General features: G+C 36.3%; 17 protein-coding genes and 1 pseudogene. 12 read left to right on the top strand and 6 right to left on the bottom strand.

The window, feature by feature from the left end; translation table 11 throughout:
• Nucleotides 1-39: 39 nt before the first annotated feature.
• Together ACFIMW_RS04725 and ACFIMW_RS04720 are read right to left on the bottom strand one after the other, a co-directional pair.
• A complete protein-coding gene (locus ACFIMW_RS04725; protein ID WP_375608380.1) occupies nt 40-1,467 on the bottom strand; it encodes an MFS transporter in 1,428 nt (475 codons plus the stop codon).
• A gap of 116 nt (nt 1,468-1,583) precedes the next feature.
• Entirely contained in the window at nt 1,584-2,798 is a 1,215-nt protein-coding gene (locus tag ACFIMW_RS04720; RefSeq protein WP_375606660.1) for an NADP-dependent isocitrate dehydrogenase, read from the bottom strand.
• A gap of 636 nt (nt 2,799-3,434) precedes the next feature.
• Between ACFIMW_RS04720 and ACFIMW_RS04715 the strand changes: the two genes are divergently transcribed.
• Nucleotides 3,435-4,046, top strand: a complete 612-nt coding sequence (locus ACFIMW_RS04715; RefSeq protein ID WP_375608379.1) for an invasion associated locus B family protein — start codon at nt 3,435-3,437, stop codon at nt 4,044-4,046.
• A gap of 74 nt (nt 4,047-4,120) precedes the next feature.
• Here the strand turns inward: ACFIMW_RS04715 and ACFIMW_RS04710 are convergent, their stop codons facing one another.
• A complete protein-coding gene (locus ACFIMW_RS04710; protein ID WP_375608378.1) occupies nt 4,121-6,751 on the bottom strand; it encodes an Rne/Rng family ribonuclease in 2,631 nt (876 codons plus the stop codon).
• Between the two features lie 606 nt (nt 6,752-7,357).
• Here ACFIMW_RS04710 and ACFIMW_RS04705 point away from each other — a divergent pair.
• The 4 genes and pseudogenes from ACFIMW_RS04705 to ACFIMW_RS04690 form a co-directional block, all read left to right on the top strand.
• Nucleotides 7,358-8,587, top strand: a complete 1,230-nt coding sequence (locus ACFIMW_RS04705; RefSeq protein WP_375608377.1) for an N-acetylmuramoyl-L-alanine amidase — start codon at nt 7,358-7,360, stop codon at nt 8,585-8,587.
• A 169-nt stretch (nt 8,588-8,756) separates the two neighbouring features.
• Entirely contained in the window at nt 8,757-11,222 is a 2,466-nt protein-coding gene (locus ACFIMW_RS04700; protein WP_375608376.1) for a penicillin-binding protein 1A, read from the top strand.
• A 167-nt stretch (nt 11,223-11,389) separates the two neighbouring features.
• Nucleotides 11,390-12,518, top strand: a protein-coding gene (prfB, locus tag ACFIMW_RS04695) for a peptide chain release factor 2 (protein WP_375608375.1) whose coding sequence is annotated in 2 segments (ribosomal slippage) — nt 11,390-11,458 and nt 11,460-12,518 — 1,128 coding nt in all. Because the reading frame shifts where the segments join, the coding sequence is not laid out codon by codon here.
• Between the two features lie 462 nt (nt 12,519-12,980).
• Nucleotides 12,981-13,409, top strand: a pseudogene (locus ACFIMW_RS04690) (hypothetical protein); the annotation flags it as partial.
• 193 nt (nt 13,410-13,602) lie between these two features.
• Here ACFIMW_RS04690 and ACFIMW_RS04685 read toward each other — a convergent pair.
• From ACFIMW_RS04685 to ACFIMW_RS04675, 3 genes are all read right to left on the bottom strand, one after another.
• Nucleotides 13,603-14,088, bottom strand: a complete 486-nt coding sequence (locus tag ACFIMW_RS04685) for a peroxiredoxin (RefSeq protein WP_375608374.1) — start codon at nt 14,086-14,088, stop codon at nt 13,603-13,605.
• Nucleotides 14,089-14,301: 213 nt separating this feature from the next.
• The gene (tyrS, locus tag ACFIMW_RS04680; RefSeq protein ID WP_375606854.1) at nt 14,302-15,555 is read right to left on the bottom strand and encodes a tyrosine--tRNA ligase; all 1,254 of its coding nucleotides are present in this window, start codon (nt 15,553-15,555) and stop codon (nt 14,302-14,304) included.
• A gap of 320 nt (nt 15,556-15,875) precedes the next feature.
• A complete protein-coding gene (locus ACFIMW_RS04675; protein WP_375606855.1) occupies nt 15,876-16,556 on the bottom strand; it encodes an alpha/beta hydrolase in 681 nt (226 codons plus the stop codon).
• Between the two features lie 160 nt (nt 16,557-16,716).
• On the opposite strand from ACFIMW_RS04675, the gene ACFIMW_RS04670 reads away from it, so the two are divergent.
• From ACFIMW_RS04670 to ACFIMW_RS04640, 7 genes are all read left to right on the top strand, one after another.
• Entirely contained in the window at nt 16,717-17,892 is a 1,176-nt protein-coding gene (locus ACFIMW_RS04670; RefSeq protein WP_375608373.1) for a cysteine desulfurase family protein, read from the top strand.
• Between the two features lie 139 nt (nt 17,893-18,031).
• The gene (gene sufB, locus ACFIMW_RS04665) at nt 18,032-19,543 is read left to right on the top strand and encodes a Fe-S cluster assembly protein SufB (protein ID WP_375608372.1); all 1,512 of its coding nucleotides are present in this window, start codon (nt 18,032-18,034) and stop codon (nt 19,541-19,543) included.
• Between the two features lie 159 nt (nt 19,544-19,702).
• Nucleotides 19,703-20,458: a Fe-S cluster assembly ATPase SufC gene (gene sufC, locus ACFIMW_RS04660; RefSeq protein WP_375606924.1), complete on the top strand. Its 756-nt coding sequence runs from the start codon at nt 19,703-19,705 to the stop codon at nt 20,456-20,458.
• Nucleotides 20,459-20,469: 11 nt separating this feature from the next.
• The gene (sufD, locus tag ACFIMW_RS04655; RefSeq protein ID WP_375608371.1) at nt 20,470-21,732 is read left to right on the top strand and encodes a Fe-S cluster assembly protein SufD; all 1,263 of its coding nucleotides are present in this window, start codon (nt 20,470-20,472) and stop codon (nt 21,730-21,732) included.
• 10 nt (nt 21,733-21,742) lie between these two features.
• Nucleotides 21,743-22,987, top strand: a complete 1,245-nt coding sequence (locus ACFIMW_RS04650) for a cysteine desulfurase (RefSeq protein WP_375608370.1) — start codon at nt 21,743-21,745, stop codon at nt 22,985-22,987.
• Entirely contained in the window at nt 22,980-23,381 is a 402-nt protein-coding gene (locus tag ACFIMW_RS04645) for an SUF system Fe-S cluster assembly protein (RefSeq protein WP_273787976.1), read from the top strand. The genes ACFIMW_RS04650 and ACFIMW_RS04645 overlap by 8 nt, the downstream gene beginning before the upstream one ends.
• A gap of 83 nt (nt 23,382-23,464) precedes the next feature.
• The coding region (locus tag ACFIMW_RS04640; protein ID WP_375608369.1) for a site-specific DNA-methyltransferase at nt 23,465-24,394 on the top strand (930 nt) is incomplete at its 3' end.

Below are 24,394 nucleotides of genomic sequence, written 5' to 3'. Positions count from 1 at the left end.
TTCATTTTTTAAATGAAGAAGGAATTTTTATATTTATTTTTAGTTATTGGAATGTCCTGTTGGGTTTTTTAATATGCAGTAAGAAATGCGCAGTGCTAATGGAATAGCAAGACAAAATAAAAGACCCATGAGCACTATAAGAAGAGTTTTTGCTGCTAAGATCATTCCTATTGTTCCTCCAGGATTAAAGAGGCCAGCAAGATTGGTGATAACTCCTGCTAGAGTTGCACTTAAGGCCGCTGAAAATAGTTGTACAGAGGTAAGGGATTCACTGGCACGGAGAGCATCTTCATCATTTGCACATTGTAAGATCCTTGTGAGCAAATGTGGCCATGCTATGCCCGCACTGATTCCAATAGAAAACAGTGCTAAGCAGATCATAAAAATATATTCAAATGTGGAAACTTTTGTTGGAATGAGCCATAAAAGAATAGCTATGCCTAATAGTTTTAATAGGGGGGAGTATATAATGATGTTGCGAATTTTTTTTGCCGATACACCAGCACTTGAGAGGGCTCCACATGTCCATCCTAGACTCATAAGTGCTGCTATGTAACCAGCAAGAAGTGGAGTTTGTCCATGAAGCTCTTGAAGAAAAAGTGGGAAATAAAGCTCCATACTATATACGACTGTCGTCATAACGAGTATTAATGCGTAAACAGGAAAAATTTCAGAAGAAAAAGAAAAGGATTTGCGTGGCAACATAGGATGAAGGGTAGATGATTCGATTTTTGCTAGGACAAAGAGGAGACTAAGTCCGATAACTAATCCGCAAATTTTGGCCATTGTTGTGTCCATAGCTCCTCCAACAGAAATGATAAAAATCAATAAGGTGAGTGTGAGAAGCTGGAGCAGAGGGAGAGGGGTTGTTGGAATATAATTTTCATTCTTTTGGGGTAAAAATTTAAAGGCTATGAGTGAGAATAATATAGCTAATGCACCAATGATCCAAAAAGATGCTCTCCACATGCCATAATATACAGAAATTCCTCCGATTGCTGGTCCTAACAAGGTTGATATTCCCCACATTCCAGAGATGACACTTAATGCGTGTGACCATAAAGATGGACTGAAAACAATACGTACCATGGAATAGGATAAGGATAACAAAGAACCACTTCCAAATCCTTGAATAAAACGTCCTATTAAAAATAATGGCATAGATGAAGAAATGCTGCACATGAAAGTGCCTAGGGTAAAGATAAGTCCAGAGAGAACATAAGTGTTGCGAGGACCTAATTTCTCTAATATTTTTGTTGCAAGTGAAGTCCCAAGAAGTGAAGCTGTAATAAAGACAGTTGCCACCCAAGAATAATATATTTCATTGCCAATATGATTCATAAGAGAGGGCAAAATAGTAATAACAATATAAACGTTGGTAGCGTGTAACACAACACCGCCTATAAACGTCAAAAAGCAAAGACCATTTTTACCTAATAAAAGCGCAGACCAGCTTTGTTTTTTCACTGTTTTTGCTATTTAATAAAATTTATCCTCTTTTTATTTATAAGGCAGTTCTTTAAATTTGCCAAGAGAAATTCAAAGCTCTGTTTAGAGCTTTGAATTTTAATTTAAGTAATAACTTAATTGCCCATTGCTTTTTTGAGATTCTCATCAATTTTATTGAGGAAACCTGTTGTAGAAAGCCACTTTTGTTTAGGCCCAATCAAAAGGGCGAGATCTTTAGTCATAAAACCTTCTTCGACGGTTTTAATACAAACTTCTTCCAATGTCGTGGAAAAGTTTTTTAACTTCTCATTGTTATCTAGTTTAGCACGGTGCGCTAGTCCACGCGTCCATGCAAAAATAGAGGCAATGGAATTTGTTGATGTTTCTTCACCTTTTTGATGCTGACGGTAATGGCGTGTTACGGTGCCGTGTGCTGCCTCTGCTTCAACAATTTTGCCGTCAGGTGTCATGAGAACAGAAGTCATGAGACCCAGAGAACCAAAGCCTTGGGCAACAATATCAGATTGGACATCACCATCATAGTTTTTACATGCCCATACGTATCCACCTGACCACTTTAATGCAGAAGCAACCATATCATCAATAAGACGGTGTTCGTAATATAATTTACGGTTTTCAAATTCAGTTTTAAATTCCGTATCGAATATTTCTTGAAAAATATCTTTAAAACGACCATCGTAAGTTTTTAGAATGGTATTTTTTGTTGAAAGATAAACTGGAACATTTCGTTGTAGTCCATAATTAAAGGATGCGCGGGCAAAATCACGAATTGACTCATCAAGGTTATACATAGCCATGGCAACCCCTGCGCTTGGAGCATCAAAAACATCATGTTCAATAACTTGATTATCATCACCGACAAATTTAATACTTAATTTCCCTTTTCCTGGAAATTTAAAATCTGTTGCTTTGTATTGATCACCAAAAGCGTGACGTCCGATAATAATTGGCTTTGTCCAGTTAGGAACAAGGCGAGGGACATTTTTACAGATAATGGGTTCGCGAAAAATGACTCCTCCTAAAATATTGCGGATTGTGCCATTAGGTGATTTCCACATTTTTTTTAGGTTAAATTCTTTAACGCGTGCCTCATCAGGTGTGATGGTTGCGCATTTTATACCAACCCCATATTTTTTGATAGCATTGGCAGAATCGATAGTTACCTGATCATTGGTTGCATCACGATTTTCGACGGAAAGATCATAATATTTTAGATCAATGTCGAGGTAGGGATAGATTAATTTATCTTTGATATATTTCCAGATGATGCGGGTCATCTCATCCCCATCAAGTTCAACAACGGGGTTTTCTACTTTGATCTTTACCATTAGAAGTCCTTTTTTTAAGTGATATCACTTTATAGCACTTTCAGATTTATAATGAAAAGTAAAAACAAGGGGAAAAAAGCATTCAAAAACGATATCAACAATAGAGTAATTTGAAAGAAAAAAATCATCTTTTCTTTTTTAGTAGTGGAGTCATAATTTCAAATTAAAAAGGTAAGTTATTTGGAAAATAGCCTTAATTTTTTATAAAGATTGCTTTATCTGACATTTTGGAGTTTCATGCATTACAATACTTGTTTCTAAAGCTTCATAAACTTAATGTGGAGAGTAATCAGTGTAAAAAGTTTAAATGAGTAAGTTTTTTAAGGAGCATGATAGTTTATTTTAATTGATATTGCAATATTGATTCGTTTGTGTAATCTTAGTTTAAATGCACAGAGGTGTTTTGTGGATAAATTACATTAAACACCAGTGTGATAAAGAGGGGAAAGCTGATGAGTATATAAAAGTTTAAAGGGCTCGTCATAATTTTTTCTCTAAATTTGACTTTTTTTTAAATATTGAAGTAAAAGCAATAAAATAGTTTTATTTCATTATAATTTAATAAATTTAAGTTAAAATTATATTTAATATTTTTTTGAATTTACTTAAGAGCGCGTTGAAAGGATTAACTTAATCATGTCGCATAAAAATATTTATTCTGCTGTTTCAGTATTAATTGGAGCCGCTGCCCTTTTTCTTATAGCTGGCATTTCTGCAAATGCGCAAACTTTATCGCAAGGTTGGTACAAAGTTTGTAGTAAGCAGCATGATGTTGATATTTGTAATACAATGAATACTGTATTATCGAATACGGGACAACCTTTAACGGCTTTTAATCTTGTTGAAATAAAAGGAAAGCAAAATGAAAAACGTATAGGCATTCAAGTGCCGACAGGTCGTTTTTTGCCAGAAGGTGTTCACATTAAAATTGGTGATGATTTCTCTAAAAAAATCCCTTATGTGATTTGTAATGGACCAAGTTGTATTGCCAATGATGTTTTAGATGATAAGCTTATAGCAGCTATGAAAAGTGGTACAAAAATGGTTGTAACTACAGTTAATTTTCGTGGTTCAGCTAATCCTATTGAATTTTCTCTGAATGGATTTACAGCTGCTTATACCGGTCCTGGTATGGAAGAAAAAGATTTCCAACAAGAACAAATAAAGCTTCAGCAGGCTATTCAATCAAAGCAAAAAGAAATTGAAGAGCGTATGCGGGCTGAGCAAGAAAAAGCAAAACAAAAATAACCATAGAATTGGTTAAAACTTTTTTATAATTGTTTATTTAAACCGCCACATTTTTTGTGGCGGTTTTTATTTTCTTAATTTTTTGAAAGAGTTCTACGTTTCCACCAACCAATACGCTCAGTTTTGGGATTATCGTTAGATGTTGATGAGATAACAACGGGTTGATTGATTGTTTCTGCAATTTGGGAAAGAGAGGATTCGACAACTTTCTTCATCTCCATTGCAGTTTCTTTCTCTAATGTTTTTTGTATTTGCATTATCTCTTTAGAGGATGACTTTTTGCGTGTTCTACGTGTTGATTTTTTACTATTTTCAGGAGTTTTACCCTCTAACTCATGAATAGATTTATCTGCTTTTTTTGTTTTAAGTTTACGTGCAGAATTGGTTTTAGGCTTTTCTTCAAGAGATTTTTGTCCTGTGACATTTTGATCATTCTCTAGAGAAAGTTGACTTTCTTCTGCTTTTGAAGAATGTGTTTTACGTTTTTTAGGTTTAATACTTGTGTCAACTTTTGTTGTTTCATCTTGTTGTTGTATATCTAGAGCTTGTATATCATTTTTTATTTCTTCAGATTCAAAAGACTTAGAAGATGGAACACGACGTTTACGATGCGCTATTTTAATCTCTGCTAAAGCTTGCTTAGCAAAATCTCCCACTGGTTCTGCATAAGGAACGCGAATCTGATGAAAACTATTATCTTGATTGCGTCGACCACCACGACGTCCTCGACGACGTCCTCGATGATAAGAATCATCATTCAAGGTATCTTCTTTTTTATGAACGTTGGAGAGAGAATGATCAGTAATTTCACCGTGACGATTTTTGCGCCGACGCTTTTGGTTTGTTTCAATGGGAGATGGGTTTTCAATAGATTCACTCTTTATGAAAACAGAATCTTCAATTTCTTGCTTATTGTCACCTTCCAATGAAGATTGAGAAATTCTCTCTGCTATTGAGCCTTTAGAAATAACAAGATGTTGTATTCCAATACTATCATCTGCTTCAATACTAATATTAAGTTTAAAGCGAGCTTCTAAATTAACAAGAATATTGCGTTTATGATTTAATACATAAAGCGCAGTTGCTACGGGAGTGCGCACGATAATATTATGTTGCGAATTATGAAGAAGATATTCTTCAATTGAGCGCATGACATGTAACGCAATTGATGATTCAGAACGTATATTTCCTGTTCCTGCGCAATGTGGGCATGGCTGTGTCGTACTTTCTAAAACCGATATGCGAATACGTTGTCGACTCATTTCTAAAAGGCCGAAGTGTGAAATATGACCAACTTGAATACGAGCACGATCGTTTTTTAAACAATCTTTTAATTTTTTTTCGACAAGCTTCACATTGCGTTCTTCAAGCATATCGATAAAATCAATCACAATTAAACCAGCAAGGTCACGCAAGCGTAATTGACGCGCGACTTCTTCAGCAGCTTCAAGGTTAGTTTGTAAGGCTGTCTTTTCGACAGAGAATTCTTTCGTAGAGCGGCCAGAATTTACGTCAATAGCTACAAGTGCTTCTGTTTGATTAATAACAAGATAACCACCAGATTTTAAAGAAACTTGTGGTTGCAACATTTTATCAAGTTGAATTTCAATATTATTTCTTGCAAAAATGGGCGTAGGATCACGGTAAGGTTGCACAACTTTTGCATGACTTGGCATGAGCATACGCATAAAGTCTTTCGCTTCACGATATCCTTGGTCTCCAGATACAAGAATTTCACTAATGTTCTTATTGTAAAGATCTCGTATAGAACGCTTGATGAGATTGCTTTCTTCATGAACAAGGCATGGCGCCGTTGACTCGAGTGTCAAAGTGCGAATAGTATCCCATAACCGCATAAGATATTCATAATCACGTTTAATTTCAGCTTTTGTTCTATTGGCACCAGCGGTTCGTAAGATAACTCCCATACCTTTTGGAACGGCTAATTCTTTTACGATTTCTTTAAGACGCTTACGGTCTTGTACGTTCGTAATTTTTCGTGAAATACCACCACCACGTGCTGTGTTGGGCATTAGAACAGAGTAACGACCAGCTAGAGATAGATATGTTGTAAGGGCAGCACCTTTATTACCACGCTCTTCTTTGATAACTTGTACCAACAAAATTTGACGTCGTTTAATGACTTCTTGAATTTTATACTGGCGCCCTTGTTTTCTTTGATAAATCGGGAGCTCTTCACGGATGTCCTCAGCACCGACCATTTCAATCTCATCGTAAGAGATATTGGCATTTAATGCTTCTTCTGTATTATCAATTATTGTCGCTTCAGATGTGATATCATTTTCAATATCGGCTGCTATAACATTGTTTTTTTCACTTTTTTTTGTTCTTCTGGAGCGTTTTTTATTTTTAGTTGCTTCTTCCGTAAAGGTATCTATAGAATTTTCTCCTACAGCTTCTTTTTCTTCTTCTTCAAGAAGAGCAAGGCGATCAGCAATAGGAATTTGATAATAATCAGGATGAATTTCAGAAAATGTTAAAAAACCATGTCGGTTTCCACCATATTCAACAAAAGCTGCTTGGAGAGACGGTTCTACACGCGTAATACGTGCGAGATAAATATTCCCCTTGAGCTGTTTTCTATGTTCTGATTCAAAATCAAGTTCTTCAATTTTGTTGCCGTGAACAACAACAACACGTGTTTCCTCCGGATGGGAGGCATCTATAAGCATTTTGTTTGACATAAGTTAATATCCTGAAGGCGACATGCACAATTTTATTCAAACGAATGCTATAACTATTCGTAAACATAAAAGGCTGTCTGCCATAAAAGGGAGGTACCAGAAAAACAGGACGGAACACCACGTGCAAAGGCATGACTGCATTTACACCATTTCTCATCATTATTTCCATCTGTTTTTTATGACTCATATTTCTTAAAAGTCTCCGGTAAAATAATCTTTAAAACAGTTCGGATATCCGAACCAACGAATCTTAAGTAATGCAATCCTAATGTTACAACATAGAAATTTTTCATCCATAAAAAAGTCTCAACGCATAATAGACAAAAAACCTCTAAAGACAACTTAATATGAGTTGTAGATAATTTAGATGACTATTATCAGCTAGGAAGCATAAATATTCTTTTATGTTGATATCATGCGTTTGGCAAGTAACAATGTAAATTTGGCAAGTAACAATGTAAATCATGTATAATTATAATATCTTTATGACCTTAATTCCATTTTGAGGTGTTTATTTAGCTTTTATTGAAAAATAGAGATAAATTGGTGTATTGTTTTATGTAACCAAGATAAATTATTACAAAGGTAACGTAGAGTATTTTGCTTATGATAAAAGTTTTTTTTACCAAAAAGCTGAAAACAGCTTATGGGGATGTTATTGTGCTCGTCACATACTTTTTATTATCTTTTTTGCTACTCCAAACTAGTGTTCAAGCCGCAGATCCTCTGAGACTTATTAATTTTCGAACCATTGGTGATAGTGTTCATACGCGTATTATTGCGGTTTTTAATTCAAAACCAAATGTTCGTTTACAGATTTTGGACAGGCCCGCACGTTTGGTTATCAATTTACCTACAATTGACTTTTCGATGCAAAATACGCCTTTAAAGAAACGGAATACATTATCCGTTATGCTTTCAGATGTGCGTTATGCTTTCTCTGACATACAGACTTCACGCATTATTTTGACAAGTAAAACGGCTTTTGTGGTTGAAAAAAATGTCGTAAAAAAATTAAATAATGGTTTATGGCAGTTGCTGATTGATATTCGTAAAAGTACACAAGAAAAATTTGATGAGATATTAAAAAAACAGCAAAGAAGCAATTTTGATACAAAAACACAGTTAATGCCAGCATATAATTTCCGTGTTGTTCTTGATCCTGGTCATGGTGGTATTGATGGTGGTGCACGGGGTGTTACTGGAATTTTAGAAAAAGATGTGACTTTAGACTTTGCGCGTGCATTGCGAGACGAATTACAAAAGGATTCTCATATTACCGTTGCTTTAACACGAGATTCCAATATTTTTTTAAGACTAAGTGAAAGAGTTAAAAAAGCGCAAGAGTTTGATGCTGATCTTTTTATATCTATTCACGCAGATACGATTGATCTACATTCTCTTCGCGGTGCCACAGTGTATACCATATCAGACAAAGCCTCTGATGCCATTGCAAAATCTTTAGCTGAAAATGAAAATAAAGTTGATTTGCTTGATGGTTTGCCTGCAGATGAAACGCTTGAAGTTACAGATATTTTGATGGATCTTACACGACGTGAAACACATACATTTTCGGTTAATTTTGCAAATAGTGTTATTTCAAGTTTATCAAAGAATCATATTAACTTGATTAATAACCCACATCGGTACGCTAATTTTCAAGTTTTAAGAGCTTCAGATATACCCTCAGTCTTGATAGAGATAGGTTATTTATCCAATAAAGAGGACGAAAAGTTATTAAATGATCCTCATTGGAGAAAACAAATGGCAGCCTCTATTGCTCATTCTATTCGTCAATTTGCTGATTATAGGCAGAAAATGATACAGCCTATTTAAATTTGTGAGAAAATAGAGTATCAGTAAGGGTTTCTAGTGTACTCTAGTATAAATGAAAGATAGAGAACAATTTCTCTTGATCTCAATCTTGTGGTGATATCCACATGGTGTGTTTGAAGTAACGTATTTTTTTCTTTGATTAATTCTTAAGAAAGCGATAGCCGTTTTTATGATGATTTTTTTAAGATATCTTCTTCGTTTTTTTGTTGCTATTGGACTTTGTGGTGCAATAATGTGGGGTGTTATGACCAGTGGTCAAGCAAATGCGCTTCCTGATTATGAAGTTCTTTCACTTTATGAGCCGCCAGTAATGACCCGCGTCCATGCTTCTGATGGTCGTCTTATGGCAGAGTTTGCAACAAAACACCGTCTTTATTTGCCGATTCAATCAATACCAAAGCTTGTTATAGATGCTTTTGTTTCGGCTGAAGACAAGAATTTTTATCATCATTTTGGTTTAGATCCCGAAGGGCTTTCTCGCGCTTTGATCAATAATATTCGTAATATTGGTTCTGGAAGACGTCCAGAGGGTGCATCAACTATAACGCAACAAGTCGCTAAAAACTTCCTTTTAAGTTCAGAAACAACGTTAGAACGTAAATTTAAGGAAGCTATTTTAGCAATGCGTATTGAGAAAACTTATTCAAAAGATCATATTCTCGAGCTTTACCTCAATGAAATTTATCTGGGTCGTGGCACTTATGGTATAGCAGCAGCTTCTTTGACTTATTTTAATAAATCCGTTAATGATCTGACGCTAGAACAATGTGCTTATTTGGCTGCTCTTCCAAAAGGACCAGCAAATTATGATCCATTTAAGAATACACAACGTGCTATTGAACGGCGTAATTGGGTTATAGACCGTATGATTGCAAATGGATATGTAACGCGTGAACAAGGTGAAAAAGCGAAAGCTAAACCTTTAGGAGCGACAATACGTGGGAGTGACAGCTATGTTTTTGCGGCTGATTATTTTACTGAAGAAGTGCGGCGTCGTTTAATACATCGCTATGGGGCTAAAACACTTTATGAAGGTGGGCTTTCCATTCGTACAACGCTTGATCCGCATTTACAACTTATTGCACGACGTGCTTTGCACAATGGATTAATTAGATTTGATCATGCGCAAGGATGGCGTGGAGCTTATGCGCATATTGATGAGAAAGGTGATTGGGGGACAGAACTTGCAAATATCACAGGGCTAAGTGATGTTCCTGAATGGCGTTTAGCTGTTGTTCTTTCTACTAATCCCAACAAAGTAGAGATTGGTTTACAGCCACAGCACGAAGCTTCAGGTATATTATCCCAAAAACGGGAAATTGCTGTTTTATCTGAAGCTGATTCAAAATGGGCTCTCCATGTTGTAAAAGAAAATGGTTATCGAAAAACTGTTCAGAACTTATCTCATGTTCTGCAAGTTGGGGATGTCATTTTTGTTGAAAAACTATCCAATACAAACAACACTTATCGTTTACAACAAATTCCAAAGGTTGAAGGTGCAATTGTTGCTATGGAACCTCATACAGGGCGTGTTCTTGCTATGGTGGGAGGATTTTCTTTTGCCGAATCTGAATTCAATCGTGCAACCCAAGCTTACCGCCAACCGGGGTCTGCTTTTAAGCCTTTTGTTTATGCAGCAGCTCTTGATAACGGATATACACCAGCATCCGTTGTTTTAGATGGCCCCATAGAAGTTCGTCAATATAATGGTGAAGTTTGGCAACCCAAAAATTATGGTGGTACCTTTGCAGGACCTTCAACGTTGCGTTACGGTATTGAGCATTCTCGTAATCTTATGACAATACGGCTTGCCAATGATATGGGAATGCCTCTTGTCGCTGAATATGCAGAACGTTTTGGGGTGGTAGATAAATTGCAGCCTTATCTTCCCATGGCTTTAGGGGCTGGTGAAACAACAGTATTACGGATGGTTACAGCTTATTCCGTTATTGCCAATGGCGGACGCTCTATTAAACCTTCTCTGATAGACAGAATTCAAGATCGTTATGGGAAGACAATTTATCGTCATGATGATCGTATTTGCGAAAATTGTAATACGAATTCATGGAATAATCAAAGTGAGCCCACATTGATTGATGAGCGAGATCAAGTTCTTGACCCTATGACGGTTTATCAAATTACATCGATGATGGAAGGGGTTGTTCAGCGTGGTACTGCGGCACGTTTACGTTATCTTAATCGACATATTGCCGCTAAAACAGGAACAACCAATGACTCTAAGGATGTCTGGTTTATGGGATTTACTCCTGACATTGTCGTTGGTATTTTTGTCGGTTATGATCAACCAGCTCCGTTAGGATATAATGGAACAGGAAGTTCATTAGCTGCACCTATTTTTGGTGATTTTATGGTAGATGCTCTTAAAGGGAAGCCAGATGTTCCCTTTAAGATGCCAAAGGGTATGATTTTAATGCCAATTAATCGAAAAACAGGAATGCTTGCCGAAAGAGGAGATCAAGATGTCATTATAGAAGCATTTAAACCAGGGACTGGTCCTGCTGATATCTATCAAGTCATTGGGAGTACGAATTCTTTTCAAGAAGGTGTTCCTGCAGTAACCACTTCTCCACAAGTCAATAAAGCTCTTGAAAGTGGGACGGGTGGGCTGTATTAATCGATAAATTTTTTTGCCATGAGTTATGGTTTTTATCTATTTTTTACAATGTCGGTTCCGTAAATAGAATGATAAAACCCTACTATTTTCTGATAGCTGCTTTTAAATTTGTATAAAATGCTAAGAGACATAACCAGAAAGAGTATTAAAAAATACGGTGTTAAATTATGCGAGCAGAAATAGAAATATTAGTTGATGAAATCCAGAAAGCAATTCAATTGCTAAGGGGGCATCTTTGACTGGGATCAATCACTAAAACGTCTCGAATATCTTAATCAAAAAGCGGAAGATCCATCCTTATGGGATGATGCGCAACGAGCACAGGATATGATGCGTGAGCGTCAACGTCTTGATGATTCAATTAATGGCCTTTTATCATTTACAAAAACTCTTGAAGAATGCATTGAGCTTATCGCGATGGGCGAAGAAGAAAGTGATGTTGAAATTATCGCTGAAGCAGAAAATTCAATACGTAATCTTAAAAGTGAGATAGATAAAAAGCAAATTGATGTGCTTCTTTCAGGAGAGGCGGATCCAAATGATACCTATTTAGAAGTTCATGCTGGGGCAGGGGGAACTGAGAGCCAAGATTGGGCTTCTATGCTCTTACGCATGTATATGCGCTGGGCTGAACAGCATGCAATGAAGGTTGAAGTTTTAGAAATTCATGATGGAGAAGAAGCAGGAATAAAGTCAGCGACTATTCTTGTAAAAGGGCATAATGCTTATGGAATGTTAAAAACAGAATCAGGCGTTCATCGCTTAGTGCGGATTTCCCCGTTTGATTCGAATGCAAAGCGCCATACCTCTTTTGCAAGCATTTGGGTTTATCCGGTTATTGATGATAATATTGAGGTTGATGTTTCAGAGGCAGATGTGCGGATTGATACATATCGTGCATCAGGAGCAGGAGGGCAACATGTTAATACGACAGATTCTGCCGTTCGCATCACACATATAAAAACGGGTATTGTTGTTCAATGTCAAACAGAGCGTTCTCAACATAAAAATCGCGCTACGGCTTGGTCGATGTTGCGTGCACGGCTTTATGAAGAAGAGCTTAAAAAAAGAGAAGAAGAAACCAATGCTGCTGAATCTTCTAAAACAGAAATCGGATGGGGACATCAAATTAGATCTTATGTTCTTCAACCCTATCAGCTTGTCAAAGATTTGCGTACAGGAATTGAAAATACTGATCCACAATCTGTACTTAATGGTAACTTAGATGTATTTATAGAAGCAGCGCTTGCTCGACGCATTTATGGACAAGATAAAGAAATTGAAGATATTAATTAATTATATATCATCCTTCAAGGATGCAAATTTGTTTCTTAAGTTGTTCATTTTACTGAGGTTGTGATTTACGGTAGCTCTTGATACTTGAGAGGTTCAAAGAGGTATTCTCTTTTTTCCTTTCTTCAAGTTTTTTCTCACACGCCAATCCTGCTATATAAACGAATTGATTTATAATGATAATTCACTGTTTTGCCTATTGAATGAGAATCCCGCATATCGTAAGATTCTTTCATTTCAAACTTGTTTATGTTGAATCAATCAAAATCACTACTTGCACATAACAAACGGGATGAGTGTGTGGATAAAAATTATAGAAAAAAGGACTCAAAATGGCTCTTATGAACTGTCTTAAGTACTAGGAGCGATCTCAATCATCCACGAGCTGGCAAAGTGTGTGATGGTGCCGGCTTGTTTCTTCACAAGCGTAAAGATGGGGGTGCTCAATGGATTTTTTATTATTTCATGGGAGATTTATCATTATACCATTCACGAGGTGTCGTCGTGAAATGGATTTTGGAGGCAGATGTCTCTTTAAAACAAGCTTGTGAATGTGCACCCTAATGGCGCTTCTGTTTTACGTGAGGGGCGTGATCCTATTAAAGAACGCAATAAACAAAAGCGTGAGATAATAAGCAATCTCCATTATTTAAAAGATATTGCTCTAGAGACTTTTGAAAGTTGTAAAACCGAACTAAAGAATGATGGCAAAGGTGGCAAATGGTTTTTATCTTTACGGCTTTAATTCTCCCACAATTAGGCTGTATTTCCGTTTCAGAGATTACACAAACAGAGATACACAATATCTTGCTCTTATTTGGCATACAAAAGCTGGCGCTGCTTACAAAGCTCTCATTTCGTTTCAATCGTTGTCTCAAACATGCTGCTGCACTATGACGGATGCAAGTGAATTGATTTTGATTCATTCAAAATAAGAAGAATTTACGATATTCAGGAGGATAATTTAAATGTAGAATAATCAGTTGTTCTTATAAAGCAATATATTATAAAAATTGAAACCATTGGAAAAATTAATATCAATTGGGAAGGAAAACTTTTGCTTTTTAAGATAAATCAAGCATTCTCTTTACAAGTCACCATTACTATGTAAAAGTGTTGCAGCAGCTAAAACATTCTCAGCATGTCCAGATACACTTACTTTGCGCCATTCTTCTGTTATTATTCCATGTGCATCAATTAAAAAAGTGCTCCGTTCAACACCCATATATTTGCGTCCATACATACTTTTCTCCACCCAAACACCATAAGCTTCAAGGGTCCTTTTTTCTTCATCAGAAACCAAGATAACATCAAGTTCATGTTTTACTTTAAATTTATCATGTTTTTTTACATTATCTGGAGAGATTCCAATAACAACAACACCAATTTCATCAAATTTTGTCTTTAATTTTGTAAAATCAAGCGCTTCGCTTGTGCATCCACTGGTATCATCTTTGGGATAAAAATATAAAACAACAGTTTTTCCTTTAAAGTCAGAAAGACATACTGTCTCTCCTCCATCGCGTGGTAAATTAAAATCAGGAGCAAGAGTACCTTTCATTGAGTTTATCATTTTTTTATCTTTCTTTTTAAGCGCAAAGATGAATCACTAGCATACAGAGAAGGAATAAAGTTTCAACTCTCTAAAATAGAATTATTTTAAAGACTTTTTCGCCATCATATAAAATTATTCTGTCATAAGAATTAAATTAAAAAATGAGGGAAGAAAGCGTAAGAAAGATCAATATCATGGATATAAATATAGAATGAATGAGAAATCAATAGATTATAGCGGTTTGATCAAAATATGTTTTTTCTTTCCGAAAGAAAGTTTAATGATTCCTTCTGCTGTCACATCTTTTTCAATAATAAGGTGTGTTTCATCCTCAATAATTTGATCATTAACACGTACGCCCCCACCTTGAACGTGTCGGCGTGCCTCACTATTAGATTTAGCAAGTCCTGCTTGTACTAAAAGAGTGAGTAATCCAACACCTTTTTTTAATTTTGAGGAATTAATTTCAACAGTTGGAAGATTTTCTCCCAGAGTTTTTTCTTCAAACGTTTTGCGAGCCGTTTCTGCAGCTTCATCGGCAAGAGCGCGTCCATGCAACATTGCTGTAATTTCTGTTGCAAGAATTTTTTTTGCTTCGTTAATTTCAGTTCCTTGTAATAGAGAAAGTTTAAGAATCTCATCCATCGGTAATGGAGTATAGAGCTTTAGAAATCGTGTTACATCAGCATCTTCTGTATTGCGCCAGTATTGCCAAAATTGATAAGGTGAAAGCTTATCCGCATTCAGCCATACAGCCCCATTCAATGATTTACCCATTTTGGCACCGGAAGAGGTTGTCAGCAATGGTGATGTTAACGCATATAATTGCGGTGTTCCTAAACGATGCCCTAATTCAATTCCGTTAATAATGTTGCCCCACTGATCAGAGCCGCCCATTTGCATACGCAACCCATAACGTTTATAAAGTTCAACAAAGTCATAAGCTTGCAGAATCATATAATTAAACTCTAAGAATGACAAAGAGTGCTCACGCTCAAGTCTGAGTCTGACAGAATCAAATGACAACATACGGTTGACAGAAAAATGCTTTCCTACATCACGCAAAAATTCTAAGTAGTTTAAATTGCATAACCATTCAGCATTATTCACAATACAAGCATCGGTTTCTCGGTCACCGAATGTCAAATAGTTAGCAAATACCTTTTTAATACCATCAATATTTGCAGCAATATCATCTTGTGTCAGAAGGCGTCGCGCTTCGTCTTTGAAGGAAGGATCACCAATCAATCCGGTCCCTCCACCCATTAAAGCAATGGGGCGATGACCCGTTTTTTGTAACCAATAAAGCATCATAATCTGAAGAAGACTTCCAGCATGTAAACTCGATGCTGTTGGATCAAATCCAGTATAAGCGCTTACAGTTTCTTTTGAAAAAAGATCATCTAAGCCTTTTTCATCTGAAATTTGGTGGATAAAACCACGTTCGCTCATAATATGTAAAAAATCAGATTTAAAGGCAAACACAGATTTAATTTCCTAATTTAAGAGTGCATTTATTATATATAACAGGCGATTATATAATAAGTTATTAATGTGTTATCTATCATAACTGACGCACACCTCACAAGAGAAAGAGACATATTGGTAGTATAAAGATAATAACACAGGTATTATTTCTTTTTTACGCTAAAAAAGAGCCTTCTTAGTAATAGAAAAAAGGTATTCTGTTACTCTCATTTCTATCCTGAAATAAAATTTAGAAAAGTTTTAATATAGACTGAAAAAATACTTTGTTATGATCAGGGACGATTTTTGCTAATTTTTTATAAATCTATCGTATTTTCCTAAGTTAGTGAAAGTACTTCAGAAGGAGGAGCGAGAAGTTCATTGGAGATATGGTTATCCAAATAGTGGGCACATCGCTCAATAAGTTCTTCATGACATCCACTGAAAAAGTGATTAGCCTCTTCCAATATTTCTTGTGTGATGATGATACCTTTTTGTGTTTTTAATTTATCGACAAGTATTTGAACATCTTTTGGAGGGGCAACTTTATCGATACCGCCATGAATGATAAGTCCAGAAGATGGACAAGGTGCAAGAAATGAAAAGTCATAAACATTAGGCTGAGGAGCAACTGAGATAAATCCCTCAATTTCCGGTCGGCGCATTAAAAGCTGCATACCAATCCATGCTCCAAATGAGTATCCTGCTACCCAACAATTTTTAGAGTCTGGATGTTGTGTTTGCACCCAATCCAGAGCAGCAGCAGCATCTGAAAGTTCTCCTATTCCATAATCAAATTCACCCTGACTACGACCAATACCACGAAAGTTAAAACGTAAAGTTGTAAAGCCACGTTGTTGGAACATATAAAAGAGGTCATAGACAATTTTATGATTCATAGTTCCACCAAATTGGGGATGAGGATGCAAAATGATCGCAATGGGTGCATTTTTTTGTTGTGAAGGTTGATAACGCCCTTCGAGCCGACCCGCAGGACCGTTAAAAATAATTTCTGGCATAAAATGCTCCTTAATGCAATAAAAGGCTCTCTTTGACCCTGGTCGACTTTTACCATAGAATCTCTTAAATAATTATTAGATATTCTTTTTTTAGTGCACTTTTCAAGAAAATTGCGCTATTTTTTTAATCAATTCATAAGATTAATGATTGCGATGTAAAATGGTTATAAAACGCCGATATTTTGATCATAACGCAACAACACCACTCAAAAAAGTGGCACGGATGGCGCTACTAGAATCTTTAGAGATATTTGGTAATCCATCATCGGTTCATAAGGAAGGGCGTGCGGCTAAAACTTTGTTGCAAAAGGCCCGTCGGCAAATCGCTGAAAATCTTAAAACAGATCCAGATCACGTGATATTTACCTCTGGTGCGAGTGAAGCTGCAATGACTTTGTTAACACCCTTTTACAATATTGGGAAAGCAAAAGTTAAATTTTCTCATCTTTACCTTGGAGCGACTGAACATCCCTCTGTTGCAGAGGGAGGGCGTTTTTCTAAAGAGTTGATAAGCGTCATTGCTGTTGATCAAGATGGGCTCATTCAACAAGATAAATTAACATCACTCTTAGCGGCTCACGATAAAACAAAAGGTTTACCTCTTGTTGCTATTCAAGCTGCAAATAGTGAAACTGGTGTTGTTCAACCATTAAAAGAAATAGCTGCTGTTGTTCGCGATTTAGGAGGCACTCTTGTTGTTGATTTGACACAATATGTAGATAAAAATTTTGTTGATATTCATCAGTTAGGAGGAGACTTTTTTATACTGTCTGCCCATAAAATTGGCGGGCCTAAAGGGATAGGTGCTTTTGTTTCATGTGGTAATCTTCTCACTCCACATCCTCTTATTGTCGGGGGAGGACAGGAAAAAGGTTTACGGGGAGGAACAGAAGCATTGCCCCTTATTGCTGCTTTTGGGGCAGCAATGGCTGATTGTTTCACGCAAGAAGAAAGAAAACAATTAATATATTTACGCAATAAATTAGAAGATGGACTACAAAAAATAAGTAGAAATGTTGAAATTTTTGGTAAAAGAGTTCAACGTTTGCCAAATACAACTTACTTTACCGTGAAAAATATAAAAGCTGAAACGATGCAAATTGCTTTTGATTTAGAAGGGTTTTCTGTATCAGCTGGTTCTGCCTGTTCTTCGGGAAAAGTAAAACAAAGCAAAGTGTTGGAGGCAATGGGGTATCATGTTCCAAATGGTGCCATTCGCATTTCGCTAGGGCGTGGTACAACTTCTGAAGATATTGATGATTTTCTGTCGTTTTTTTCTCAAATTATAAGCAGGAAAAAAGGAGAAGATTTATCATCAGAAAGTTATAAAAATTAGAATTATTTTAAAAATAAAATAAGTTTGATTGAAATTTTTGCACTTTACCTATAGCCTAGGAGATAACTTGCTTACTTTAATCTTGTAAAAAACAAGACTTTAGTTACCGGTTTTTGACGCCAAAAAATGGAGAAAATTTATGCCGGCAGTACAAGAAACGATACGCCAAGTACGTGAAATAGATGTTGACCAATATAAATATGGTTTTGAAACCAATATTGAAACCGATAAAGCTCCAAAAGGCTTAAATGAGGATATTATCAAATTTATTTCCGTTAAAAAAAATGAGCCTGAATGGATGCTAACATGGCGCTTAAAAGCTTACCGCCGTTGGCTGACAATGCAAGAGCCTCATTGGGCGCGTCTTGAATATCCTAAAATTGATTTTCAGGAGCTTTATTATTATGCTGCTCCAAAAAATCATACAGGACCAAAATCTTTGGATGAAGTGGATCCTGAGTTATTAGCAACGTACGAAAAACTTGGCATTCCTCTTAAAGAACAAGAGATTTTGGCAGGAGTAAGAAAACAGTCTGATCCCTCCACTTTTGATGACAGTATGTCTGTATCGGGGCAGGTGGCTGTTGATGCAGTCTTTGATTCTGTTTCTGTTGTAACAACATTCAAAAAAGAGCTGGCACGTGCTGGTGTGATTTTTTGTTCTATTTCAGAGGCGATTATTGAACATTCTGAGCTTATTAAAGAATATTTAGGAACAGTTGTACCTATAAGTGATAATTATTATGCGGCTTTAAATGCAGCTGTCTTTACAGATGGTTCATTTGTTTATATTCCCAAAGGGGTTCGTTGTCCTATGGAGCTTTCAACTTATTTTAGGATTAATGAACGCAACACTGGCCAATTTGAACGAACATTGATTATCGCCGCTGAAGATTCCTATGTTTCTTATCTTGAAGGGTGTACAGCACCCCAACGTGATGAAAACCAACTTCATGCTGCTGTTGTTGAGCTTATTGCGCTTGAAAATGCAGAGATTAAATATTCTACAGTACAAAACTGGTATCCTGGCGATAAAGATGGAAAGGGCGGTATTTATAATTTTGTGACGAAGCGTGGAGATTGTCGAGGTGATAACTCTAAGATTTCATGGACACAAGTTGAGACCGGTTCTGCGATTACTTGGAAATATCCATCCTGCTTACTGCGCGGTGAGAACGCGCGTGGAGAATTTTATTCTATTGCTGTTGCAAACGGTCATCAACAAATTGATTCCGGTACAAAAATGATTCATTTAGGAAAAAATACATCCAGTCGTATTATTTCCAAAGGCATTTCTGCTGGTTTTTCAAATAACACGTATCGAGGACAAGTTACAGCGCATAGAAAAGCACAAAATGCGCGTAACTTTACGCAATGTGATAGTTTGTTAATCGGGAATGATTGTGGTGCGCATACAGTTCCTTATATTGAAGCAAAAAATGCAACAGTTCAGTTTGAACATGAAGCCACAACATCAAAAATTTCCGATGACCAACTTTTTTATGTTATGCAAAGAGGAATTCCTGAAGAAGAAGCTATCGCATTAATTGTAAATGGTTTTGTAAAAGAGGTCATTCAAAAACTTCCCATGGAATTTGCTGTCGAAGCGCAAAAGCTTATTGGTATTAGCCTTGAAGGTAGTGTTGGATAATTTTATTTAATGAGATAAATAGAAGACTTTATGTAACAAGGCTGTAACGGTAGCACATAATGCTAAAAATGACCTCTATGGTAATTACAAAAGTAGATGGATGCTAAGGTAAAATAATACGCATTGATATCTGAAAAACAGCCAAAACAGGATTAAATGATGTTAGAGATCAAAAATTTGCACGCCCGTATTGCTGAAACCGATACAGAAATTATTCGTGGTTTAAACTTGACAGTTCAAGACGGAGAAGTTGCCGCTATCATGGGACAAAATGGAGCCGGAAAATCAACTTTATCTTATTTGCTTGCTGGTCGTGATGATTATCAAATAACAGAAGGAGATATTCTCTATAATGGACAATCACTTTTAGAAATGGATCCAGCAGAACGTGCTGCATATGGTGTTTTTCTTGCATTTCAATATCCAATGGAAATACCAGGGGTAGCAACAATGGAATTTTTAAAAGTTGCGATGAATTCTCAACGCAAAGCGCGAGGTGACGAAGAACTTAAAATTCCTGAATTTATAAAATGTGTTAAAGAAGTTTCAGCCAAACTTGAAATAGATATGGATATGCTAAAGCGTCCATTAAATGTAGGTTTTTCAGGTGGAGAAAAAAAACGCGCTGAAATTTTACAAATGGCACTTCTTGAGCCTACACTTTGCATTTTAGATGAAACGGATTCTGGTTTAGATATTGATGCGCTAAAAATTGTTGCAGATGGTGTTAATAAACTTCGCGATTCAAAACGTTCATTTTTGGTGATTACCCATTATCAACGGCTGCTTAATTATATTATTCCTGATACGGTACATGTTCTTTATAAAGGACAAATTATCAAAAGCGGTGATAAATCCTTAGCACTTTATTTAGAGCAAAATGGGTATGCTGATCTTATTAGGGAAGCGGTTTGAGGTTATTAAATATGAATGCACAGCAAAACTTGTTAGCGGTTGAAGAAAATATACTCAGTAATTTTAATCAGTATGTAAACCACTTACCTGGTGATAAAGCTGTACAGGAAATCCGCAAGAAAACTATTGAGCAGTTTCAAACGACACGGCTTCCTTCCCGTAAAATCGAAAGTTGGCATTATACCAATCTGCGTACCTTACTGAAGTCTATTAGCAATTTTTCAAAAGTTCAAGACAATCAATTGGTTGATGCATTGCTTTCAGAAAGTGCTGTTTTCTCCATAAACAATGGAAAAACATCGATAGAGTCAAAGATAGACAATATTGCAGTAAAACGCCTTTCAGATGCATTAGAAGATAATTCTGTACAGATAAATCAAAACATTTCTGATGAAGATTTTATTGGACAGTTAAATACAGCTTTTGTTACAGATGGTTGGCTTTTTCACATCCCTGAAAATACAAAGTTAAATATCCCCATTGAGTTACAAAATATACAAATGGGGGGACAATCTCATATTTTTTCGGATATAAAAGTTGATAAAAATAGTCAAGTTATGTTTATTGAACATCAGGTTGGCAATGATAAAGATACCTTTGTCAGTTCAATATTTTCATTAAATGTTGCTGCTGATAGTGATGTTACGTGGATTCTCATTCGCAATCGTGATTTTAATTCTACACAATTTGGTCGATTTTGTGCTGTTCTTGATCAAAGAGCGAAGTTATCACTTTATGTCATTAATATAGGGAGTCAATTAAATCGCCAAGAAATCGATATTGAATTACAGGGAGAAGAATCTGACTTTCAATTACGCGTCATAAATTTATTATCAGGACAAACACATAGTGATCTTACAATGACTGTTCGTCACGTGGAAGAAAAATCAACATCAACCGAAATTATACGCAATGTGGTTACAGATAAGGCTGTTGGTGTTTTCCAAGGAATAATACGTGTTTCTCAAAAAGCGCAAAAAACAGATGCACGCATGGCTTGTAATAGCCTTATTCTTTCAGATGATGCAGAATTTAATGCAAAGCCTGAATTAGAGATTTTTGCTGATGATGTTGCATGCGGTCATGGTGCAACAGTTGCTAATATTAATCATGATTATCTTTTTTATCTCATGGCGCGCGGTATTCCATTTAAAACGGCTCGTGCACTTTTAATTAAAGGATTTATCTCTGAGCTTATTGATGACATCAAGCAAGATAATATTCAGATTATTTTGGAGAATATCATTGGTAAATGGCTTGAAAAAAATGTTTAAGGTGGAAAAAATGGAAAATAACGTACAAACATTTACTTATAATGTAGAAGAAATTCGGCGTGATTTTCCTCTTTTGCACCATCAAGTTTATGGAAAGCGATTAGCCTATCTTGATAGTGCTGCTTCTGCCCAAAAACCACAATCAGTACTCAGTGCAATGAATAATTATTATCACTATAGTTATGCTAATGTGCATAGGGGAATGTACTTTTTAGCCAATGCAGCAACGCAATCCTATGAAAATTCTCGTGAAACCGTTCGTGTTTTTCTAAATGCACAAAAAGCGGAGGAGATTGTTTTTACGAAAAATGCAACAGAAGCTATTAATACTGTTGCTTATGGTTGGGCTATGCCTAAACTCAAGGAAGGTGATGAGATTGTTCTAACGATTATGGAACATCATTCAAATATTATTCCTTGGCATTTTCTTCGGGAACAAAAAGGTGTTAAACTTATTTTTGTTCCTGTCGATGAAAATGGTGTTCTGCACATTGAAGATTTCCAAAAGTCTTTAAGCGAAAAAACGCGGCTTGTTGCTATAACGCATATGTCCAATATATTAGGAACTGTGCCTCCTGTTAAAGAGATTATTAAGCGAGCACATCAAAATTCTATTCCGGTTCTTGTTGATGGTTCTCAAGGGGCAGTACATTTAACCGTTGATGTGCAAGATCTCGATTGTGATTGGTATGTCTTTACAGGTCATAAGCTTTATGGACCCACTGGTATTGGTGTTCTGTATGGTAAAGAAGATAGATTAGAAGAAATGCGTCCTTTTCAAGGGGGAGGGGAAATGATCGAGGAGGTAACAATCGATAAGGTTTTTTATAATGCTCCTCCTTACCGTTTTGAAGCAGGCACTCCTCCTATCGTTGAATCTATTGGATTAGCAGCGGCTATTGATTATATACAAGAGAAAGGTTGTAGCACGATTCATGCCCATGAGAGGTCTCTTTTAGCTTATGCGCAGGAAAAACTTAAAATGGTTGAGTCATTGCGTATTTATGGTCATTCTCCCAATAAAGGAGCTATTATATCATTTACAATTGAAGGGATTCACGCCCATGATATCGCTATGTTTATTGATAGAAGAGGAGTTGCAATCCGCGCCGGAACTCATTGTGCTCAGCCTTTATTACAGCGCTTTGGTCTAGCATCTATTTGCCGCGTATCGTTAGCCATGTATAACACTCAAGAGGATATAGATCAATTAGTAGAAGCATTGCAAGAAACAAGGACATTTTTTAATGGCTGAATCAATTGAAGAGCGTCATTCTACAGAATCCGTTGAAACTGTAAGCGAAAATAAAAAATCTTACATATCAGCAATTCCAGCAGACGAAATTGATCGTATGACAAATGATATTATTGCTGCTCTCAAAACAGTTTATGACCCAGAGATTCCTGCTGATATTTATGAGCTAGGACTGATTTATCGTATTGATATTGAAGATGATCGTTCAGTAAAAATTGAAATGACTCTTACAGCACCGGGATGTCCTGTTGCAGGTGAAATGCCGGGGTGGGTAGAAAATGCAGTTAGTGCAGTTGAAGGGGTTTCGTATGTTGAAGTCACTATGACTTTTGATCCACCATGGACACCTGATTGTATGTCAGAAGAAGCTCAAATTGCTGTCGGATGGTACTAAAAGTATTGTTAAGAGACTCTAATCTAGCCATTCATGAATAAGCTGTTTACTTTTCACAAGCGTTTAAATTTAAGGGCGATCGCATGAGTTATAATAAACAAAAATTAGAACTTAACTGGATTGGAAAAGAAAAACGCCCCAAACTGGAACCTCGTATTTTATTGGAAGATCTTGAAAAATCTTATCACGCTCCGCACCAAGTATCTACTCAAGATATTTTTGATAATAAACTCATTTTTGGTGATAATTTGTTCGCGCTCAAAGCGCTGGAACAAGAATATATGGGGAAGGTAAAGTGTATCTATATCGATCCGCCTTATAATACAGGCAATGTCTTTGAACATTATGAAGATGGTTTGGAGCATTCCCTATGGCTCAGTCTTATGAGAGACAGGCTAGAATTGTTACATCGTTTACTGGCGGAAGATGGAAGTATTTGGATTTCCATTGATGATGATGAACAAGCCTATCTAAAAGTGATGATGGATGAAATTTTTGGTCGCCAAAATTTCATCAACAATATAATTTGGCAAAAGAAATATGCCCCACAGAATGATACAAAGTGGCTTTCCGATAACCATGATTTTATAATGGTTTATGCCAAAGATAAAACGATTTGGCGCCCTCAATTGCTTCCTCGTTCAAACGATATGGATGCGCGCTATAAAAATCCTGATAATGATCCTCGTGGTCCTTGGAAATCGGGAGATTTATCCGTGAAAAGAGTAACACCTAAGGACATTTATGAAATCATCACACCTTCTGGACGCAAGGTAATGCCTCCTAATGGTAGAAGTTGGGCTATGAATAAAAAAAAATTCTTTGAATTATTGAATGATAATCGTATTTGGTTTGGCCCCACAGGAAGCAATGTTCCTTCTTTGAAGCGTTTTTTATCAGAAGTAAAGAATGGTATGGTTTCAATGACCATTTGGCTTTATGAGGAAGTAGGGCATAACCAAGATGCCAAAAAAGAGGTTAAAGTTTTTAATTCTAAGAATGTCTTTACAACT

It is taken from the genome of Bartonella sp. AC329YNZD (genome assembly GCF_042196685.1).
GTDB lineage: Bacteria > Pseudomonadota > Alphaproteobacteria > Rhizobiales > Rhizobiaceae > Bartonella.
The sequence above is the reverse complement of the archived record's forward strand: the minus strand, read 5'-3'. Positions and strand labels throughout refer to the sequence as shown.

Coding starts and splice junctions, on each gene's coding strand:
- ACFIMW_RS04720 (WP_375606660.1), bottom strand. CDS start 2,798: ATGGTAAAGATCAAAGTAGAAAACCCCGTTGTTGAACTTGATGGGGAT.
- ACFIMW_RS04715 (WP_375608379.1), top strand. CDS start 3,435: ATGTCGCATAAAAATATTTATTCTGCTGTTTCAGTATTAATTGGAGCC.
- ACFIMW_RS04710 (WP_375608378.1), bottom strand. CDS start 6,751: ATGTCAAACAAAATGCTTATAGATGCCTCCCATCCGGAGGAAACACGT.
- ACFIMW_RS04705 (WP_375608377.1), top strand. CDS start 7,358: ATGATAAAAGTTTTTTTTACCAAAAAGCTGAAAACAGCTTATGGGGAT.
- ACFIMW_RS04700 (WP_375608376.1), top strand. CDS start 8,757: ATGATGATTTTTTTAAGATATCTTCTTCGTTTTTTTGTTGCTATTGGA.
- ACFIMW_RS04685 (WP_375608374.1), bottom strand. CDS start 14,088: ATGATAAACTCAATGAAAGGTACTCTTGCTCCTGATTTTAATTTACCA.
- ACFIMW_RS04675 (WP_375606855.1), bottom strand. CDS start 16,556: ATGCCAGAAATTATTTTTAACGGTCCTGCGGGTCGGCTCGAAGGGCGT.
- ACFIMW_RS04670 (WP_375608373.1), top strand. CDS start 16,717: ATGGTTATAAAACGCCGATATTTTGATCATAACGCAACAACACCACTC.
- sufB (WP_375608372.1), top strand. CDS start 18,032: ATGCCGGCAGTACAAGAAACGATACGCCAAGTACGTGAAATAGATGTT.
- sufC (WP_375606924.1), top strand. CDS start 19,703: ATGTTAGAGATCAAAAATTTGCACGCCCGTATTGCTGAAACCGATACA.
- sufD (WP_375608371.1), top strand. CDS start 20,470: ATGAATGCACAGCAAAACTTGTTAGCGGTTGAAGAAAATATACTCAGT.
- ACFIMW_RS04650 (WP_375608370.1), top strand. CDS start 21,743: ATGGAAAATAACGTACAAACATTTACTTATAATGTAGAAGAAATTCGG.
- ACFIMW_RS04645 (WP_273787976.1), top strand. CDS start 22,980: ATGGCTGAATCAATTGAAGAGCGTCATTCTACAGAATCCGTTGAAACT.